The sequence below is a fragment of the Akkermansiaceae bacterium genome, from assembly GCA_017798145.1.
In the GTDB taxonomy this organism is placed as follows: domain Bacteria; phylum Verrucomicrobiota; class Verrucomicrobiia; order Verrucomicrobiales; family Akkermansiaceae; genus Luteolibacter.
The window spans coordinates 2,265,677-2,284,195 of sequence record CP059069.1; the positions used below are offsets into that span (position 1 = coordinate 2,265,677).

Below are 18,519 nucleotides of genomic sequence, written 5' to 3' on the forward strand. Positions count from 1 at the left end.
AGCCCGGCTCAGCCTTCGCCGCGGGCTTCCTCGACGGCGGCCTTGAACTCCTTCGCCTTCTCGCGATCCGGCGCGCCATCGATCTTGGCGACGACTTTCTCGCACATCGCATCGGTCACAACGATCGCCGGGCCGCGCTTTGCGCCACCGACGGCAGCGGGCAATTTGTCGAGATCCTTGTCACCCGGCTCCACCTCGATGACGACAACATCCGAACGTGGGATGGCGGACTTGATCGCCTTGTTGTTCGCGTTGGTGCTGCTGATGCATTTCGGGCAATTCGGCAGGGCGTATCCCTGGTAGAAGACGAAGGCGACAAGCTTGCCGGACTTGCTCGCGGAGGCCATGGACGATTCCAGCTTTCGCTCGCTGAAGCGGGCGCTTGCAAGCGGGGTGGCAAGCAGAAGGGCGGCAATGCCGGCGAGCAGGATTCTCATGCGATACCTGATGGGCCAGAGCCAAGGCTCCGTCAAGGTGGAAATGGGTGATCCGGCTCAGTCGATGAACTCGATCTGGATTTCACCGGTGACCTTGAGCCGCTTTCCGGAAGCCCTCGCTTCATCGGCCAAGGCCTTGAGCCTGCCATCGAGATCGCGGAGGTAGGCGAGGCGCGATCCGGATTTTTCCATGCCGCCGCCTGAGCGCTCGTTTTCGCTGTGCTTCTCAAGGCTGTGGAAATCGATCTTGCCCTTCACCATCACGCCGAGCACCTGCTGCGCTTCTGCGGGCGAGAAGATCCCATCGATAAGCTGGAATTTCTGCGGAGTTTTCATGTAGGGGATGTCTACATGCGCCGCTGCGGGGAATCCATCTTTTCCGGCACGAATGTCGGAGCTGCGCCAGCCCATCCATGGCGGGTCTTGCGGAATGTCCGCACCGCTGCCATTGTTGCCGCGCCGTGAAGACACTTTTCGAGAAAATCCGCGAAGGGGAAATCCCCGCCGAAATCATTCATCGCGACGATATCTGCACCGCCTTCCGGGACATTTCCCCGCAGGCTCCCAGCCACGTCCTCATCGTTCCCGCCAAGCCCATCCCACGCATCGGCGAGGCGACCCAGGATGATCAGGCGACGCTGGGTCACCTCCTGCTCACCGCCGCCAAGATCGCCCGCGACCTCGGGATCGCCGAGACCGGCTACCGCATCGCCATCAACAACGGCCCCCACGGCGGGGAAACCGTCCCCCACCTCCACGTCCACCTCCTCGGCGGCCGCCAACTCGGATGGCCGCCCGGCTGAAGATTCCAAACCCCAAACTTGAAACCTCAGGGAACGGGGCATCCATGAAGTTGGGGTTTAAAGTTCCAAATTTAAAGTTTCCATGATCACCGCGCGCTTCTTCCTGCTCTTCAACGGCATCTTCGCGACAGCCGTTTCCTGCCACTACCAGCCGGCCAAGCCGCGCTACGACAAGGTCGTCCTCGTCCACGGCATCCTTGAGGACGGCAAGGCCTTCGATCCACTCAAGAAACGGCTCGAAACCCACGGCATCCGATGCCTGGTCCCGCAGCTCAAGCCGAACGACGGGCGCAACGGGCTGGAACACCTTGCCGCCGACCTGAAGGCGGACATCGAAAAGGAATTCGGCACGGAGGAAAAGTTCGCGCTCGTCGCGTTCAGCATGGGCGGACTGGTTTCCCGGCACTACCTCCAGCAGCTAGGCGGCGCGGAGCGCTGCGAGGCCTTCATCACCATATCATCCCCGCACCACGGCACCAACATGGCCTACGTTTTCCCCGGAAAAGGCGCGCGCCAGATGCAGCCGGGCAGCGAGTTCCTGCGCGGCCTGGAGGAAACCGAAAGCGCCCTCGGCGACATGCCCGTCGTCTCCTACCGCACCCCCATGGATCTGATCATCCTGCCCACCTCCTCCTCGGTCTGGAAGCGCGCGGAAAACAAATCCTTCAGGGTCGCGCTCCATCCCCTCATGCTCCACACCCCCTCCGTGCTCGACGACATCGAGCGCCAGCTGGTCACCGACGGGCAGGGATCCTAACAGTTACCCATGAACCCATGTCGGCCACCATACGAAGACGACCTTGGAACTTCCGGATCAGCTTTTCGCCGGAACCAAGGCAACCGCCGCGTTGGCGCCCCCTACCACCTGGTGAAAGGCGTATCGGCCTCATGTATCATCATCCCGTGATTCTCCCCCTCTTCATTGAAGGTTGAATTTTGGAAATTGAAGTTTTAACTGCGGCATGAAGATCCGCCCCATCCTCGCCTTCGCCGCCCTGCTGACCGCGTGCTCGCCGGGCAACCCTCCGGCCGCCGGAGGAAACCTACCGGCCTCGAATCTCACCGCCGCCCAGAAAGCCGCCATCGGGAAAAAAATCTGGCAGAACGAATCCGGCGGCACCGTGGCCGGCCTCACCGCATGGAACGTTGGCGAGGAATTCCCCTCCCTCGGGATCGGCCATTTCATCTGGTATCCGGCGGGCTTCAACGGCCGCTTCAAGGAAAGCTGGCCGGATTTCATTTCCTACGCCAAAGCAAAGGGAGTGACTCCCCCGGCCATCGCCCAGCTCCCCGACGCGCCATGGAATTCGCGCGCCGAGTTCCTCGCGAAAACCGGATCACCTGAAATGACCGGCCTCCGCAACTGGCTCGCATCCACCGTCGGCCTGCAGACGGATTTCATCATCATGCGCTCCCGCGCGGCCTTGCCGAAAATCCTCGCCGCCGCCCCTGTCTCGGAGCGCGCAAAGATCCAGGCGAATTACCAAAAGGTCTCCACCACCCCGCAGGGCACCTACGCCCTGATCGACTACGTGAACTTCAAGGGCGACGGCACCCAGGTCTCGGAAAGATACAAGGGCCAGGGCTGGGGCCTCATGCAGGTGCTCGGTGGCATGAACAACGTTTCCTCCGGTCCCGCGGCCGCCACGGAATTCGCCGCGTCCGCGAAGCGCGCCCTATCCCGCCGCATCGCGAACTCGCCGCCGGAGCGCGGCGAAGCCCGTTGGCGCGAGGGCTGGCACAACCGCTGTGACACCTACGGCCGTCCGCTCTGAACACGGGAAAGACCCCTTGGGGCTTTCACCCCAAGGAGCCTTGTCACACACAACTTGCACCGGAAACCTACCTGCGCCCGAAGCTGAAGCTCACGCTCGTCCCGGAACTACGGCGGTTGTCGTAGTAGCCCCTGTGCTGGCCGTAACCTTGGCTGTAGCCATGGCCGGAATAGCGCGTATCGCAGCGCTGCGGATAGTGGCGCACCGGCGCGGACACCGTGCGGTAGGCAAAGCGCGGATTCCCGCAGCGGTCATAGCCGACGAAATATTTCTCGGTGTAAACCGGGCGACCGTAGCGATATCCGCTCACATAGACCGTGCTCTGCGGCGCATGGTAGCCGCGGCCACCGTACGGGTTGGCTTCTGCTTGGATGGCGGTGCCCGCAAAAGTGAAAGCACCGATGGCGATTGCTGTGATTAGTTTTTTCATGGTTTCGTAATTTTCGGTTACGCAAGCTTCGACCCCCCCCCGCGCGGATTTATTCAGAGCCGCGCAAATTATTTCACGTGCGCCGCATCTTTCCTGAAATCACAGCGGTTCAAATCCTGCCCGAAGAGTAACTCCAAGCCCTCGGAATTCCGCCGGACGAAAGCCATGCGTGGGATTGCATCCCCTTTGGCAAGCCAAGCTCTTGCCCCATCATCTGCAAAGGGGATGCGATACCGATTGGGCACGCCGTCCCCTTCTCCGTATTGGAAATGATCCCGACAGGAATCGAACCTGTATCTAAAGTTTAGGAAACTCTTGTTCTATCCGTTGAACTACGGGACCGGAAGGGGCTGAATGCTTAGCCTTCCTGGAGACCGGGCGCAAGCGCTAAGAGGCGGGGAGACGCGCAAAGGAGATCCCGCAGGTGACTGATGGCGCGTTCCGGAAGGACAAGGAAAACCAGGGCAAGCGGATCTAGATTCCAAACAAGCGCTGGGCCTTTCCGGGCGGATGCCGTGAGCGGGCCGGATGGCTTGGAACAACAATCGAAACCGCGACCGTGAAGGCTTTCCCGACTGCTTGGACGCCTTCCGCAAACTCCCCGATCCCCGCCAGAGCCCTGCCCGCAAGGCATCACTTTGGCGAAATCCCCTTCCCTTCATTGCACTGGCCGCGACGATCAGCGGCATGGACGGCCTTGAGGACATCGCCGTGTTCAGCCGCGAGAGGGAGGACTGGCTGCGCTCCCGCCTCTAGCCGCCCAACGGCCTGCCATCGGCGGACAGCTATGCGCGGGTCTTCGCCGCCATCGATCCGCAGCCCTTTCGCGGAATGCTTCGTCGGACTGGTTTCCTCGCGCTGCCCGGTACTGGCGGGCGAGCTGATCGCCATCGACGGCAAGACCCTGCGTCGCAGCGGAACGAAGGGCGGGAAAAAGGCCCTGCATGTCATCAGCGCCCGGGCGGGAAGCCGGGGCATCACCCTCGGGCAGCTGGCAGTCGCCGAAAAGAGCAACGAGATCACCGCGGTGCCGAAGCTCCTGGCCCAGCTTGATGTGAAGTGCTGCGTGGTGAGCCTGGATGCGATGGGTTGCCAGCACCGCACGGCGGTGGCCATCGCCCATGCCGGGCGGATTGGCTGCTGCGCCGGCTGGGCCACAACCTCCTGCAAACAAGCGGCGAACTTGCGGGGAAATCGGATCGTTCAAAGCGCCTCGCCGCCGGACTCAATCCGGCACGCCTCGCAATCTTCCTCCGAATAACCTAAATGCGGTTGCCCTGCAAGGAAGACCCCAGATCATTGACTGCACTCAAATTAAAACCTTAGATCGGAACAACCGCCTGCATGTGCCCCGTCCCACCATGAAAAAACACGCCGTGATCCTCACCCTGGCCGTTTGCCCCGCCCTGGCGGAAACGGTGGCCGTTGGCACGGGAAGCTATGCCACGGAGCGGCCAGCGGATTGCAAGGCGCTGCCCGCGAGGATTTACAGGACGGATTCCTACAAAGGCGCGCCCCTCACGAACCAATGGTGGAGTTCCCTGCTGTTCGAGGAATTTTCCAGCAACCTGTTCGCGCATCCCCTGGGCATGGTCGCCACCCCGCGGGGGCTCGCCGTGACCTACGTGGGATCTAGTATTTCTTCCTCCAAGGACGCGATCATGGGCGCGGGGGTGTCCAAGTCCGGCGACTTCGTCATATCCCACAGCGCCTCGGGGAAGTTTCCTTCGGCGGAGGCTGACGGCCATTCCGACTGGTTCGTCACCGCCGCCTTCCGCGATGGGGAAGCCTCGCTGAAAACCTCCTTCGGCCACGGCAGCCCGTTCGTGTTCTGCCTCTACGGGGGTGGTGGGCCGCGGCTGGTTTTCCCGGAAAAGCCGCGGCTCTGGTCCGGTTCGGAAAACGACCCTGTGCTGGGCATCACCGTCCAGGGCAGGCACTACGGCCTGTTCGGCGCGGGCGGCAGCACCTGGGAGGGCCTTGGTGGGGAGGTTTTCACCAATAGGACGACAAAACCGCATTTCTCCATCGCCGTCCTTCCGGATGCGGAGCCGGAGACCCTCGCCCTGTTCCGCCGCCACGCTTACAACCACGTGACGGATACGAGGCTCACCCATGAGGTGGGATCCGGCAGCGTGAAGGCAATTTATTCCTTTTCCGTGAAGCGATGGGAAGGCGGGGAAAAGGGCACCATCACCGCACTTTACCCCCATCAGTGGAAATACTCGAGGGCGGATCTGACAGGGATCTCCTATCCCTCCGTGCGTGGCGAGATGAAGGTCGCCATTTGCGAGGGTTTCTCCACGGAAACCCCCATCCACGGAGTGCTGCCCATGTTGCCGCCGCAGGGCATACGGAACCGCGAGCGCATTCTCGCCTACCTCCGGGAGGAAGCCGCGAAAAAGCCGGCCCCTTTCGCGGACACCTATTGGGACGGGAAATACCTGGGACGGCTCGCCACGCTCAGCGGCATCGCGGAAGCGGCGGGCGAGGTGGGGATCCGGAAAACTTTCACCAACGAGATCAAGCGCCGCCTTGAGGATTGGTTCACCGCCTCGCCCGGCGAGGCATCCCCGCTTTTCTACTACGACGCGAACTGGCGTACCCTCATCGGCAGCAAGCCCTCCTACGGCAGCGACGAATCCATCAACGACCACCATTTCCACTACGGCTATTTCATCCGCGCTGCGGCCGAGATCGCCCGCACCGACAAGGCATGGGCGGGGAAATGGAGACCCATGGTCGAACTGCTGATCCGCGACATCGCCTCGCCCGACCGCGCGGACGCCATGTTCCCCCACATCCGCTGCTTCGACAGGTACGCCGGCCATTCCTGGGCCTCCGGAAACGCGAAATTCGCCGACGGCAACAACCAGGAATCCTCCTCCGAATCCATGAACGCGTGGTACGGCATGATGCTCTGGGGCGAGGCGATGGGGGATGCGCAGATCCGGGATGCAGGGATCTTTCTCTTCAACACCGAGCGCACCGCCGTAGAGGAATACTGGTTTGATGTCTCGGGAACGAATTTCCCCGTGGATTTCCCGCAGGTCGCGCTCGGCATGGTCTGGGGCGGGAAGGGCGCCTTCGCCACCTGGTTTTCCGGGGACATCGACTGCATCCACGGCATCAACTGGCTGCCCTTCACACCCGCCTCCACCTACATGGGCAGGCATCCGGATTACGTGAAACGCAACTACGACCGCATCGTCGCCGTCCGGGAAAAAGGCGCCGACCTCAACAACGGCTGGGGCGATCTCGTCGTCATGTTCGGTGCGCTTTCCGATCCCGGGAGGGCGGCGGCCCATCTCGACGCGAACCCGCAATGCTCGCTGGAGGGCGGCAACACCCACGCCTTCATGGATCACTGGATCGGCACCCTCCACACTCTCGGACTCCCCTCCGCCGGGATTGTCGCGGATCACCCGTTCGCGGCGGCGTTCACAAAAGGCGGCAAGACCACCTTTGCCGCCTACCACTTCGGGGCAAAGCCGCTCAAGGTGACATTTTCCGACGGCACCGTCCTCGATGCCGCGCCCGGCGGGCTCACGGTTTCCGGAAAATAGCGCCCTCCCGGCCCGCGGCTGGCTTGCCCTCGTCCGGATCCAAGAAGAGGCGCAAGCCCTAGGGAACGCCGAGGAATTCCGCGGTGCGGGTTTCCGACCAGTATTCGCAACCGGTTCCGAAGCCGACGTGGCCGCCTCCGGCGGGCGTTTCCAGGAAAAGCGACGCGCTCGCCTCCGCCTCCTCGCGGGGATAGCAGGCGGGGCCGAGGATGGGGTCGTTCTGGGCGGTGACGAGGAGTGTGGGAATGGCGATGCCTGCGAGGAACTGGCGGCAGCTACTACGTTTCCAGTAATCCTCCGCATCCGCGAAGCCGTGCAGGGGAGCGGTGAAGCGGTCGTCGAACTCCGCGAAGGTTTTCATCCCGTCCACGCCGGTGAGATCGATCTCCTCCGGGAACAGGCGGTGCTTCCCCTTCACCTTAGCGCGCAGGGATTTCATGAAGCGCTCCATGTAGATGCGGTTCTGCCATTCCGCGAGCTTGGCGGAGGAGCAGGCCAGCTCGCATGGCACGGAGAACGCGACGGCGCGGCTGATCTTGGGGTGGATCTCCCCTCCCCGCTCGCCGACGTATTTGAGCGTGAGATTTCCGCCGAGGCTGAAGCCGATGAGGTCGGTTTTTTCCGCAGGATGTGTCTTCATCGCGTGGCGGATGACCGCATCGAGATCCTCGGTCTTGCCGCTGTGGTAGAATGAGGCGAGACGGTTCGGCTCATCGCCGCAGCCCCGGAAAGCCCATGCGAGGACATCCCAGCCGCGCTTCACTAGGGCGCGTGCCATGCCCTGCACATAGGTCGCCCGCGAGCATCCTTCGAGGCCGTGGGAGAGGATCGCGAGGCGTTGGCCGCGCCCGCCCGCCCATTCGAGATCGAGGAAATCCCCGTCTTCCAGCTCCAGCCGCTCGGGGCGATCCGTCACCGTTGCGATCCTTCGGAAAAGAACCGGATGGACGGTCTGGAAATGGCCGCCCCGCAGCCATGCGGGCGGGTGGTAGGTGGATTTTTCGATGAGTGGCATGCGCCTACAGCCTAGCACCATGGGATCGCTGACAAGGAATTATCGACCGCCCCGTTCGTGAATTTGCACCAAGGGCAAGGAGTGGCTGAATACCGAATGCCGGATTGCCCAACGGCGCTCGATGTGCTAGATCACATGTATGGAAGCAATCCTGATCGAGAAAGAGGCTATGGTCTTGCCGGAAGCGGAGCGGGCGGTTCTTGCCGAGCGGCTTCTGGTCAGCCTCGAAAGCAAAAGGATCGTTTTTCAGGAGGAGTGGCTCGATGAGGCGAAGGCTCGCTTCGAGGCTTACCAAGCGGGACGGATTCAAGCGGTCGATGGCGGGGAAACTCTGGCGGCCATTCGTACAGCCCTCGGGAAATGAAACCGGGATATCTCCTCCTCGCCCCGGCTGCCGCCGAATTGGAGGAGTCCGCGAAATTTTACAACGGATGTGCCGAAGGGCTTGGCGATGAATTCCTGGATGCGTTTGAAAGCGCCATGGATCTGATCATGGGTTACCCCGAAGCATGGGGGATGTTGGATCAGGACTTCAGAAGGTTTCTCCTGAGAAGGTTTCCTTTTGGGATCATTTACCGGGTTCAGGACGGCAGGGTCATCGTCACTTCCGTGTTTCACCTCAGCCGTAAGCCGGAGTCTTGGCGAAAGGATGCTTAATACGTTCTCCTAGAAAGGGAATTTTCCGCCTTTTCCGCCCATGCCGCCGAGGCCTTTCATCATATCGCCCATGCCTCCGGCACCGCCCATCTGCTTCATCATGTTCTTCATCTTGCCGGGGGATTTCATCATCTTGCGCATCTCGCCGAATTGCTTGATGAGCTGGTTGACCTGCACCATGGAGGTGCCGGATCCGGCGGCGATGCGCTGGCGGCGGGAGGCTTTGATGATTTCCGGGCGGGAACGCTCGTAGGGGGTCATGGAGAGGACGATGGCCTCGGTGCGCTTGAGCTTGCTGTTGTCCAGCGCTCCGGCGGGGAGCTGTTTCTTGATCTTGCTGAAGCCCGGCATCAGCCCGAGCAAGCCTTCGAGCGGGCCGAGGTTCTGGATCATCTTCATCTGGTCGAGGAAGTCGTTGAAATCGAATTTCCCCTGCTGCATGCGCTTCATCGAGCGCATCGCGTCCTCCTCGTTCACCTTGTCGGCGACGTTTTCCACCATGCTGACGATGTCGCCCATGCCGAGGATGCGGTCGGCCATGCGGGAGGGGTGGAACTCCATGAGCTGGTCGAGCTTTTCGCCCTCGCCCGCGTATTTGATCGGCTTGCCTGTGACCTCGCGCATGGAGAGGGCAGCGCCGCCCCGGGCGTCGCCATCGAGCTTGGTGAGGACGATCCCGGTGATGCCAACGGCTTCGTCGAAATGGGTGGCGACGGAAACGGCCATCTGGCCGGTCGCGGCATCGGCGACGAGGAGGGTTTCCTTGGGCTTGATGAAGTCGTTGAGTTTCTTCAGTTCCTCGATCAGCATCTCGTCGATTTCCTGGCGGCCTGCGGTATCGAAAATGAGGACGGTCGCCCCTTCCCTTTCACCGTATGCGATGGCTTCGCGGGCGACCTTGATGAGATCCTTCTCGCCTTTTTCCGGGGCGAAAACCGGCACGTCGATCTGGCCTCCGAGGGTGACGAGCTGGTCGATGGCGGCGGGACGGTAGAGATCGCAGGCGACGAGGAGCGGGCGGCGGCCTTCCTTTTTCAGGCGGCGGGCGAGCTTCGCGGAGGTGGTGGTTTTTCCCGCCCCGTTGAGGCCGACCATGAGGATGCGGGCGGGTGGATTGAGATCGAGCGGGACGTTGTCGCCGCCGAGGACGCGGGTCAGCTCATCCTGGAAAATTTTGACGATCTGTTCGCCGGGCTTGATCGACTTGAGGACGTCCTCGCCCATCGAGGACTCCTTGACGCGGGCGATGAGGTTTTTCGCGACGCCGAACTCCACATCCGCCTCAAGCAGGGCGATGCGTATCTCGCGCAGGGCGTCGGTGATGTTGTCTTCGGAAATCTTGCCGACCCCACGGAGGTTCCGGAAGGTCTTATCGAGGCTGTCGCTGAGGGCTGAAAACATGCCGGAGGCTAAGTCTCAAAAATCAAATCTCAAACTTCAAATCACTCGTCGGGCAGATACGCCGCCTCACGGTCGATCTGGAAGCCCCATTTCAGCGGGGTCTCCGTTTCCTTGCCGTCGGTGGTTTTCCATGTGACCTGCACATTGCAGACGGGCTGGCGGAGTCGGCGGTTGACCTGCCAGGAGAACAGCTTGCCTTCGCTGGCGTAGTTCGCCGGCACTTCGCCGAAGCCGGCGACCTGCATTCTCAGGGTGGCTGGATCGATGTTTTCCGCAGTCGAGAGATCCACGGAGATTTCCGGCAAGCGGGAGTTGATGATCGCGCCCGGCTGTGGCTCCACGGGAAACGGCAGCTCTTTGACCAGCTCGGAACCCGCCGCCCCTGGCTGGCTGGACTGGGCCTCGCGGAAGCTTGTGGCGAAATCGAAGATCTTGTCGTAGTTTCCCAAGATAACGTAGCGCGGCAGGACGTTGTTCGGCACGGAGCGCTTCACTTTGCCCGGCTGCACGGTGAACAGGTGGGTGTAGCCGACCTCGCCGCCCTTGGTCAGCATCTCCTCGGTGAAATAGCCGCCGGGATACGCGAAGGTGCCGACCTGCACCTTGAACTTCCGCTCAAGGAAAGCCTTGGAATCCCCCATCTCAGTCTGGAGGAACCTATCGAAAGCTTCCGGACCGCGCTTGCGGTTCGCCTTCACCGTCTGGGGGAAAGGATGGGTCACGGAATGGCTTCCAATGGTGGCTCCGTTGGCCATCATTTCCTCGATCATCGCCGTGGTCAGCGCCTTGCCGCCGCCATCGACGTAGTCCTTGTAGAGGAAGAGCGTGAAAGGGTAGTTGAATTCCCGCAGGATGGGGAAGGCATCCGTGTAAACGGATTTCCAGCCGTCATCCATCGTGATGACGATGGACTTGTCCGGAATCTCCTTTGCGCCGTCTTTCCAAGCGGTGAAATCCGCCATCGGGATCACCGGAATGCCGAGTTCCCGGATCAGCTCCATCTGCCTGCGGAACTTGGAGGTGCGTATGCGCATGGCGGTTTCCCTCTCATTCTCCGAGAAATCATGGTAGCCGAGCACCGACACGCGCACCCCGTCATCCGGCACGCCAAGGCTCACGGCAGGCCGTGCGGCCGGGGCGGGGGGCTCGCCGTCCTGCCCCGCGCAGGGCAGGCAGGGGGCGAGCAGGGGCAATGCCATGGTGATCACCTTCGGTAACTTCATCTGCCGCCCATCCTAGCCGGGAATCCGCCCGGTGCAATCGAAACGGGCACCCCTCCACGCGAAAGCTCCGCAAGTTTTCCCCGGAAACAAGGGCTGCGCGCCCTGCTTCGGATTGCCGCAGGAATCGCAAAGAAATCGCTTGCTTCCCCCAGTCCGGATTCTATCTTTCCAGAACCTCGGGCGCCAATACGCCCTTGGAATCCAAACCGGGCTCACGCCCAATCATACAAAAAACCAAACATAGATAATACAAGACAATGAAAACCAACGTAAAAACAGCAAGACGCGGCTTCACCCTGGTGGAGCTACTCGTCGTTATCGTCATCATCGCATCCCTGGCCAGCCTTTCGGTGCCGATGATCATCCGCCAGAAGAAGAAAGCAGACCAAGCGACCGCGATTTCCAACGCCGGCCAGCTTTACTACGCATTCATCGGCTTCGATGAGGAGTACGGGACTTTCCCGGACGCCGTCACCCAAGCGGATGTAGAAACTAACTTCCCGGATGCAACCCAGACGGCGGATACCAGCAGCTCGAACGGCTACTTCCGCCAGTTCTTCATCGGCGGTCTCGTCGAGTCCGAGGAGATCTTCTACGTGAAAACCGGTTTCACCAAAAAGCCGGACGGTGTTTTCACAGGTGTCAACTGCCTGGAAGCCCGTGAGAACGGCTTCGGGTACGTGATGAACGGCAACAAAGGCCTCAGCACGGCCGGCAACTCGTCCCGTGTCATGGTGGTCACCCCCCTCCAGGAGGCTACGGACAAGTTCAACCCCGATCCCTTCGACAAGAAGGCTGTCGCCCTCCGCGCTGACAAGAGCGTTTCCGTGCTCAACATCAATGCAGCAGGCGATGCCCTCCTCGGTGGTGGCAAGAAGCTCCTCGATACCGGAGCCGACACCATCTGGGGAACCGGCGTGACACCTACCATCGTCAAGCCACTGGTCGGCAACTGATAGCCATCGCACTCATAAGCCGGACGTCCAGGAGGGCGTCCGGTTTTTTTGTTTGCAGATGTCACGTTCCTCGCCGAAGGCAAGCCCAGCACCATTCAGACATGTCAGAAGGAAAACTCTCACAGGCATTCATGCCGTATCCGGTCTCGACCCTCAGCCCCAAGATCATCCCTACAGACCTGAGTTCCTTCAAGTCACGCGGCATCTCGGAAGTTGAGCGCGAGCTCCAGCAGAAACTCACCGAAATCCGCGAGACCTATCTCGCGGCCATCGACCACTTCAACTGGAACAAGCTGATCTACGAGGCCGATATCAACTTCGAGCCCATCATTGGCCAGACCTACCATCTCTACGAAGTCCGCGGCCGCAAGCTGCTCTCCATGATCGCCCCGGACCAATGGCACCACAAGCACCTCGCCACAGTTCGCCTGAACGTGGACAGGCAATGGAAACTTGAGGACATATCCGGGGAGATCGACCAGCGCAGCCTGTTCGGCACGTAGCTGCCGCGTCCCGCGGCATGCCTTGAAAGCGGCGACCCGCCGCTCGACCCTTGGTCTCCACACAAAAAAGCCCCCGGTATTTCATCCGGAGGCTCCTTGAAATCTTAGGTCTCTCAGACCGCAGCCACCACGTTCACCCGTCCGCCTTCGCGGTCGAACTTCACCTGGCCGTCGGTCAGCGCGAAAAGAGTGTGATCCTTGCCGCAGCCTACACCCACGCCCGGATGCACCTTGGTGCCGCGCTGGCGGATGATGATGTTGCCGGCAATGACAGCCTGTCCGCCGAATTTCTTCACGCCGAGGCGCTTGCTGCGTGAGTCGCGTCCGTTCTTGACGGATCCTTGTCCTTTTTTATGGGCCATGAGATTAGGTGGTTGGAATTCTGATTATCCGATGGAGGTGATCTCCAGCTTGGTCATGTGGCGGCGGAAGCCCTTGGTCTTGTGGAAGCCTTTGCGGCGCTTGAACTTGAACGCGATGCCCTTCGGTCCGCGGAACTGGTCGATGACCTTCGCCTTGACACCCGCACCATCGATGAACGGGGCGCCAACCGTGATGCTGTCACCTTCGCCACGGAGCAGGACTTCCGTGAACTCGATTTCGGTATCGACTTCGACATCGAGCTTCTCGACATCGAGTTTGTCGCCTTCTTGGACGCGGTATTGTTTACCGCCTGTTTTGATTACTGCGTAGGCCATGGCCGGATTAGGGAAAAGTTTGCCCGCCAGCGGGCGGGCGGGGAATCCATCACGTATCCTCCCCCCTTGCAAGGATTTTTTGAACGGTTTCTAAAAACTTCCCCGCAAGCCTGCCACAGGATGTCGGATCACACTTCAAATACAGATAATTGGAATTGTTCTTGATCCAATCAGGAATGATTCTAAGTTCCCCCGTCATGACAACTCAAGCGCCACATATCGATCCCGCAGACATCCCGGAGGAGATCAACGGCCTGCGGATGACCCGCCAGCGCCAGGAAGTCTATCGTTTTCTGATGGGAGAACGCACCCACCCGACGGCCAACGAAGTCTTCATGCGCATCAAGGAAGCGCTTCCCAACGTTTCCCTCGCGACGGTGTACAACTGCCTCGAAGCCCTGGTCAGCCACCACATCATCCGCCAGGTCAACTTCGACCGCGAACCCTCCCGCTACTGCCCGAACCTTGACGAGCACGGGCACTTTCACGACGAAACGACCGGAACGATCCACGACGTGAAATTCAAGCCCGGCATCAACCTCACCGACATCCTCGACCTCCCTCCCAACACCGTCATCAAGGACATCGAAATCACCCTCCGCGGCCAACTCGCCGCCTCCTAGCTTAGAGTTTACGATCTAGAACCTAGAATTTCCACACACATGAGCCTCCACATCCAAGACCTCCACGCCACACTCGAAAACGGCACCGAAATCCTCAAGGGCGTCACCCTTGAGATCCCCGCCGGTGAAATCCACGCCATCATGGGCCCGAACGGTTCCGGCAAATCGACCCTCTCGAAGGTCATCGCCGGCCATGAGTCCTACATCCCGACCGCAGGAACCATCACCATGGACGGGGTGGACATTTCCGAAATGTCGATCGACGAACGCTCGCGCGCCGGGATTTTCCTAGCTTTCCAATACCCAAACGAGGTTCCCGGTGTCTCGAACGCCAACTTCATACGCGCCGCCCTGCAGGCACGCCTTCCAAAAGGCGAGGAGATCGACGCGGTCGCATACTACAAGCACCTCTACGCGCAGATGGATCTCCTGGAAATGGATCGCAAATTCACCGGCCGCGCCGTCAACGAAGGGTTCTCCGGAGGCGAGAAAAAGCGCAACGAGATCCTCCAGATGATCATGCTCGATCCGAAATACTGCATCCTCGATGAGACGGACTCCGGCCTCGACATCGATGCGCTCAAGATCGTCGCGAAGGGCGTCAACGCAATGCGCTCCGCCAACCGCGGCATGCTCCTCATCACCCACTACCAGCGACTGCTCGATTACATCAAGCCCGACCACGTCCACGTAATGGCTGAAGGCCGCATCGTGAAATCCGGCGGCCCCGAACTCGCCCTGGAACTCGAGGAAAAAGGCTACGATTTCCTCAAGGAACCCGCACTCGCATAAGTGATCTCCCACTGATCACTGCTCACTTTTCACTGACCACTCTCTTATGTTTACAGAAGATACAGCCACCGCCGTCCTCGACGCGGACACCAAGGACGCCATCAACATCGACCGCACGAAGGGTGACTTCACCTTCCCCGAGCGGAACAAGTTCGACGCCGGATGGGGGCTTTCCTCCAAAACCGTCGATTACATCTGCGATGTGAAACAGGATCCCGATTGGGTCCGCGAGTTCCGCCACAAGGCGCTCGCCGTTTTCGAAAGCAAGCCCATGCCCACCAACTGGGCCACCGAGGATCTCAACAACATCCACTTCGACAAGATCCGCTACTACCTCTCCGACGGGGAGAAGCCGAAGCGCACCTGGGATGAGGTTCCTCCGGAAATCCTCGAAACCTTCGAACGCCTCGGCATCCCCGAGCAGGAGCGCGGTTTCCTCGCAGGCGTCGAGGCCCAATACGACTCCGAAGCCGCCTACTCGAACATGAAGGAGGAGCTTTCCAAGCAGGGCGTCATCTTCGTCACCTCGGCAGAGGGGCTCAAGGAGCATGAGGAAATTTTCCGCCCATGGTTCGGAAAAGTCATCCCCACCGGCGACAACAAGTTCTCCGCCCTCAACAGCGCAGTCTTCTCCGGTGGCTCCTTCATCTACATCCCGAAAGGCGTGAAGCTCAAGCAGCCCCTGCAAGCGTACTTCCGCATCAACTCCGAATCCTTCGGCCAGTTCGAGCGCACCCTGATCATCGCCGACGAGGGTTCGGAGATCATGTATATGGAAGGCTGCACGGCACCGAAATTCGAGACCGCCACCCTTCACTCGGCCGTCGTGGAACTCGTCGCGCTCAAGGGTGCGAAAATCCAATACATCACCGTCCAGAATTGGTCGTCGAACGTGTTCAACCTAGTCACCAAGCGAGGCATCGCCATGGAAGACGCGGAAGTCCGCTGGATCGACTGCAACATCGGCTCCCGCCTCACCATGAAATATCCCGGCGTCGTCATGAAAGGCGAAGGAGCACGCGGCGAGGTCATCTCCATCGCCCTCGCCAACACCGGCCAGCACCAGGACACCGGCGCGAAAATGATCCACGCCGCCAACAACACGACCTCAAACGTCGTTTCGAAATCCATCTCCGTCGGCCAGGGCCGCTCCACCTACCGCGGCCAGGTCCACATCCCCAAGCACCTCAAGGGCTGCAAGAACAACACCGAGTGCGACGCCCTGCTCATCAACAGCAACTCCCGCACCGACACCTACCCGGCCATCACCGTCAAAGGCAACAAGCACGCCACCCAGCACGAGGCCAGCGTCTCGCAGGTCTCCGAAGAAATGCTCTTCTACATGCAGCAGCGCGGCCTCGACGAAGGCCAGGCCATGTCCCTCGCGGTGAACGGCTTCATCAACGACCTTGTCCGCGAGTTCCCCATGGAATACTCCGTCGAACTCAAGCGACTCATCGACCTCGAAATGGAAGGCAGCGTTGGGTAATCCTTTCTTCCACTGATCACTGATCACTTTCCACTGACCACTTCTTCCATGACCTCCACCCTCCCCGCTTGGTTCCAAGCCCGCCAGGAAAATGCAAAGCAACGCTACGAAGCCACCCCCACCCCGAAACGTGGTGACGAGCAATGGCGCTTCGCAAACATCAAGCAGCTCGGAGCGCTGCCTTCAGGCGGCGTGTCCACCGCAGATCCCCAAGCCCTCATCGCACGTTCCACCGGTTTGGAGAATCCCGCCGCGAAGTTCGTATTCCTAAACGACGCACTCATCTCTTCCGCAAGCGACCTCCCGCAAAACGTCATCTGCCTGCCCCTTGCCGATGCCCTTGAACAGCATGCGGAATTGGTCGAGGAGCATTTCATGAAACAGGAGAACCGCCTCGGCTCCGCGAAATACTCCGCACTCCACGAAGCCTCGGTGAAAAACGGTCTCTTCGTGCACATCCCCGACAACACCGAGGTCGAAGGCAGCATCGAAGTCCACCACTGGCTCTCCGGCGAAACCACCGTTTTCCCGCACACACTCATCGTCACCGGAAAATCCTCGAAAGTCCGCGTCATCGACATCTTCCGCTCCGCCGACGACACCACCCCCGGCCTCGCCATCGGCTACAAGGATCTCTACGCCGGCCAAAACTCCGCGCTCGATTACATCTCCATCCAGTATCTCAACGAGGTTTCCCGGATGATCGCGATCAAGGAAACCTCCACAGCCCGCGATGCGAGAACCAAGGCCTTCATCCTCAACACCGGAGCGGCATGGGCGCGCAACGAATCCATGTCCCGCCTCGAAGGCCCCGGCGCCCACTCCGACATGCTCTCCGTCAGCATCCCTGACCGCGAGCAGGAATACGACCAGCGCACTTTCCAGCACCATGTTTCCGAAGGCGCCTACTCCGACCTCCTCTACAAGAACACCCTCTACGGCCACTCGAAAACGGTCTTCTCCGGCCTCATCTCCGTGGACGAGAACGCCCACCATACCGACGCCTACCAGACCTGCCGCAACCTCCTCATGACCGACGATTGCGAGGCGAACTCCATGCCCGGCCTCGAGATCAACGCAGACCAGGTCAAGTGCTCCCACGGCTCCACATCCGCCCAGATTTCGGACGATGAGATCTTCTATCTCCAGGCTCGTGGCATAGCCCCCGACCATGCCCGCCAACTCATCGCCCGCGGCTACTCGGTGGAAGCCGTCTCCCGACTCGGGGACGAGGAAACCGAAGCCCTCGTTCTGAGATTCATCGACGAGAAATTCGCACGCGTCCGTTAGGCGGCCCCTGCATGTTTTCCGGGATCCCGGGCGAACTTTTGTCGCAAGGAATGGGGCTGCCAATCCGGGTTTCATTTCCCGTTTGCGTGGCTTCGCCGTTTCTGTTCCTTTGAAGCATGGAACAGCCACCCGCCCTTCAACCGTCGTCCATGCCTGCCCCTGCCAAACAAGGGATGCCCGCCATGGCATGGGTCGGCATCGGATGCGGGGGCCTGCTGGCCATCGCCATCATCGCAGGCATTCTCATTGCCAAGGCCGGGATGGAAAAACTCAGGGAATTCACTGCAAACCCGGAAAAATCCGCTGCGGAAATGATCGTTTCCATGTCCCCGGAGCTATCGAGGGTTTCCCAGGACGATGCGAAGGGCACGATGACCATACGCACCAAGGACGGCAAAGAGATGACCCTTTCCTACCAAGACATCGCCGCAGGGAAAATCAGCGTGACCGATGAGAACGGGAACATCACCACCATCGGATCCACGGATCTCTCCAAGCTGCCCGCATGGGTGCCGAAGCCGGACGACCTGAGCGATGCCGTCAGCCTTTTCCAAAGCGATTCCGACGGACAGTTCTCCGGACAATTTTCCGGCAACAGCGCCATGGCTGTGGATGACCTGAAATCATTCTACGAAACGCAGGCCACGTCGCTGGGACTGAGCAGCAATTCCAGCTCATCGATGAACTTGAATTCCACGACGGTATGCACCCTCGAATATTCAGGCGGGGGAAAATCCCTCAAGGTCATCATCACCGCGAAACCGGGATCGCGGAGACTTGTTAACACCCATTACTCTGAAAACTGAGAAATAGGGAATAAATCCCGTCCGTGCGCCGCTTATCCATGTGACGCCTGACAAG

Annotated in this window: 23 protein-coding genes and 1 tRNA gene; 15 read left to right on the forward strand and 9 right to left on the reverse strand. The window is 60.4% G+C overall.

What is annotated here, in order from left to right; translation table 11 throughout:
* Positions 1 to 8 precede the first annotated feature (8 nt).
* Both HZ994_09620 and HZ994_09625 read right to left on the reverse strand, forming a co-directional pair.
* Positions 9 to 437, reverse strand: coding sequence for a hypothetical protein (locus HZ994_09620; protein ID QTN32578.1), 429 nt, complete (start codon positions 435 to 437; stop codon positions 9 to 11).
* A gap of 57 nt (positions 438 to 494) precedes the next feature.
* On the reverse strand, positions 495 to 773 hold the full coding sequence (locus HZ994_09625) for a hypothetical protein (GenBank protein QTN32579.1): 279 nt from the start codon (positions 771 to 773) through the stop codon (positions 495 to 497).
* 77 nt (positions 774 to 850) lie between these two features.
* Here HZ994_09625 and HZ994_09630 point away from each other — a divergent pair, with 77 nt between their 5' ends.
* From HZ994_09630 to HZ994_09640, 3 genes are all read left to right on the forward strand, one after another.
* Complete coding sequence (locus HZ994_09630; protein ID QTN32580.1) at positions 851 to 1,240, forward strand: histidine triad nucleotide-binding protein; 390 nt, start codon at positions 851 to 853, stop codon at positions 1,238 to 1,240.
* An 82-nt stretch (positions 1,241 to 1,322) separates the two neighbouring features.
* Entirely contained in the window at positions 1,323 to 1,997 is a 675-nt protein-coding gene (locus HZ994_09635; GenBank protein QTN32581.1) for an alpha/beta fold hydrolase, read from the forward strand.
* A 205-nt stretch (positions 1,998 to 2,202) separates the two neighbouring features.
* A complete protein-coding gene (locus HZ994_09640; GenBank protein QTN32582.1) occupies positions 2,203 to 3,015 on the forward strand; it encodes a hypothetical protein in 813 nt (270 codons plus the stop codon).
* Between the two features lie 67 nt (positions 3,016 to 3,082).
* On the opposite strand, the gene HZ994_09645 is transcribed toward HZ994_09640, so the two are convergent.
* Both HZ994_09645 and HZ994_09650 read right to left on the reverse strand, forming a co-directional pair.
* Positions 3,083 to 3,445: a hypothetical protein gene (locus HZ994_09645; protein ID QTN32583.1), complete on the reverse strand. Its 363-nt coding sequence runs from the start codon at positions 3,443 to 3,445 to the stop codon at positions 3,083 to 3,085.
* 270 nt (positions 3,446 to 3,715) lie between these two features.
* Positions 3,716 to 3,787 (reverse strand) — tRNA-Arg (locus HZ994_09650).
* A gap of 237 nt (positions 3,788 to 4,024) precedes the next feature.
* Between HZ994_09650 and HZ994_09655 the strand changes: the two genes are divergently transcribed.
* The 3 genes from HZ994_09655 (at position 4,025) to HZ994_09665 (ending at position 7,011) form a co-directional block, all read left to right on the forward strand.
* Entirely contained in the window at positions 4,025 to 4,201 is a 177-nt protein-coding gene (locus HZ994_09655) for a transposase family protein (GenBank protein ID QTN32584.1), read from the forward strand.
* Between the two features lie 31 nt (positions 4,202 to 4,232).
* Entirely contained in the window at positions 4,233 to 4,706 is a 474-nt protein-coding gene (locus tag HZ994_09660) for an ISAs1 family transposase (protein ID QTN32585.1), read from the forward strand.
* Between the two features lie 100 nt (positions 4,707 to 4,806).
* Positions 4,807 to 7,011, forward strand: a complete 2,205-nt coding sequence (locus HZ994_09665) for a glycoside hydrolase family 81 (GenBank protein ID QTN32586.1) — start codon at positions 4,807 to 4,809, stop codon at positions 7,009 to 7,011.
* Between the two features lie 58 nt (positions 7,012 to 7,069).
* Here HZ994_09665 and HZ994_09670 read toward each other — a convergent pair whose 3' ends face one another.
* A complete protein-coding gene (locus HZ994_09670) occupies positions 7,070 to 8,026 on the reverse strand; it encodes an alpha/beta fold hydrolase (protein ID QTN32587.1) in 957 nt (318 codons plus the stop codon).
* A gap of 139 nt (positions 8,027 to 8,165) precedes the next feature.
* Between HZ994_09670 and HZ994_09675 the strand changes: the two genes are divergently transcribed.
* Entirely contained in the window at positions 8,166 to 8,390 is a 225-nt protein-coding gene (locus tag HZ994_09675; protein QTN32588.1) for an addiction module protein, read from the forward strand.
* A complete protein-coding gene (locus tag HZ994_09680) occupies positions 8,387 to 8,683 on the forward strand; it encodes a type II toxin-antitoxin system RelE/ParE family toxin (protein QTN32589.1) in 297 nt (98 codons plus the stop codon). Before HZ994_09675 ends, HZ994_09680 begins: the two co-directional genes overlap by 4 nt.
* 9 nt (positions 8,684 to 8,692) lie before the next feature.
* Here HZ994_09680 and ffh read toward each other — a convergent pair whose 3' ends face one another.
* Positions 8,693 to 10,084 carry a signal recognition particle protein gene (ffh, locus tag HZ994_09685; GenBank protein QTN32590.1) on the reverse strand — a complete coding sequence of 464 codons (1,392 nt, stop codon included), beginning with the start codon at positions 10,082 to 10,084 and terminating at the stop codon, positions 8,693 to 8,695.
* A 41-nt stretch (positions 10,085 to 10,125) separates the two neighbouring features.
* A complete protein-coding gene (locus HZ994_09690; protein ID QTN32591.1) occupies positions 10,126 to 11,307 on the reverse strand; it encodes a polysaccharide deacetylase family protein in 1,182 nt (393 codons plus the stop codon).
* Between the two features lie 257 nt (positions 11,308 to 11,564).
* Here HZ994_09690 and HZ994_09695 point away from each other — a divergent pair, with 257 nt between their 5' ends.
* Together HZ994_09695 and HZ994_09700 are read left to right on the forward strand one after the other, a co-directional pair.
* Entirely contained in the window at positions 11,565 to 12,263 is a 699-nt protein-coding gene (locus HZ994_09695; GenBank protein ID QTN32592.1) for a type II secretion system protein, read from the forward strand.
* Positions 12,264 to 12,364: 101 nt separating this feature from the next.
* Positions 12,365 to 12,766 (forward strand): DUF2452 domain-containing protein, encoded by a 402-nt coding sequence (locus tag HZ994_09700; protein ID QTN32593.1) that lies wholly within the window; start codon positions 12,365 to 12,367, stop codon positions 12,764 to 12,766.
* A 113-nt stretch (positions 12,767 to 12,879) separates the two neighbouring features.
* Here the strand turns inward: HZ994_09700 and rpmA are convergent, their stop codons facing one another.
* Together rpmA and rplU are read right to left on the reverse strand one after the other, a co-directional pair.
* Positions 12,880 to 13,128 carry a 50S ribosomal protein L27 gene (gene rpmA, locus HZ994_09705; protein QTN32594.1) on the reverse strand — a complete coding sequence of 83 codons (249 nt, stop codon included), beginning with the start codon at positions 13,126 to 13,128 and terminating at the stop codon, positions 12,880 to 12,882.
* Between the two features lie 24 nt (positions 13,129 to 13,152).
* Positions 13,153 to 13,464 carry a 50S ribosomal protein L21 gene (gene rplU, locus HZ994_09710; GenBank protein QTN32595.1) on the reverse strand — a complete coding sequence of 104 codons (312 nt, stop codon included), beginning with the start codon at positions 13,462 to 13,464 and terminating at the stop codon, positions 13,153 to 13,155.
* Positions 13,465 to 13,661: 197 nt separating this feature from the next.
* On the opposite strand from rplU, the gene HZ994_09715 reads away from it, so the two are divergent.
* The 5 genes from HZ994_09715 (at position 13,662) to HZ994_09735 (ending at position 18,464) form a co-directional block, all read left to right on the forward strand.
* Positions 13,662 to 14,087: a transcriptional repressor gene (locus HZ994_09715; GenBank protein ID QTN32596.1), complete on the forward strand. Its 426-nt coding sequence runs from the start codon at positions 13,662 to 13,664 to the stop codon at positions 14,085 to 14,087.
* A 39-nt stretch (positions 14,088 to 14,126) separates the two neighbouring features.
* A complete protein-coding gene (gene sufC, locus HZ994_09720) occupies positions 14,127 to 14,879 on the forward strand; it encodes a Fe-S cluster assembly ATPase SufC (protein ID QTN32597.1) in 753 nt (250 codons plus the stop codon).
* A 46-nt stretch (positions 14,880 to 14,925) separates the two neighbouring features.
* Positions 14,926 to 16,368 (forward strand): Fe-S cluster assembly protein SufB, encoded by a 1,443-nt coding sequence (gene sufB / locus HZ994_09725; protein QTN32598.1) that lies wholly within the window; start codon positions 14,926 to 14,928, stop codon positions 16,366 to 16,368.
* Positions 16,369 to 16,416: 48 nt separating this feature from the next.
* Positions 16,417 to 17,658 carry a SufD family Fe-S cluster assembly protein gene (locus HZ994_09730; protein QTN32599.1) on the forward strand — a complete coding sequence of 414 codons (1,242 nt, stop codon included), beginning with the start codon at positions 16,417 to 16,419 and terminating at the stop codon, positions 17,656 to 17,658.
* 149 nt (positions 17,659 to 17,807) lie between these two features.
* Complete coding sequence (locus HZ994_09735; GenBank protein QTN32600.1) at positions 17,808 to 18,464, forward strand: hypothetical protein; 657 nt, start codon at positions 17,808 to 17,810, stop codon at positions 18,462 to 18,464.
* Positions 18,465 to 18,519: the final 55 nt, after the last annotated feature.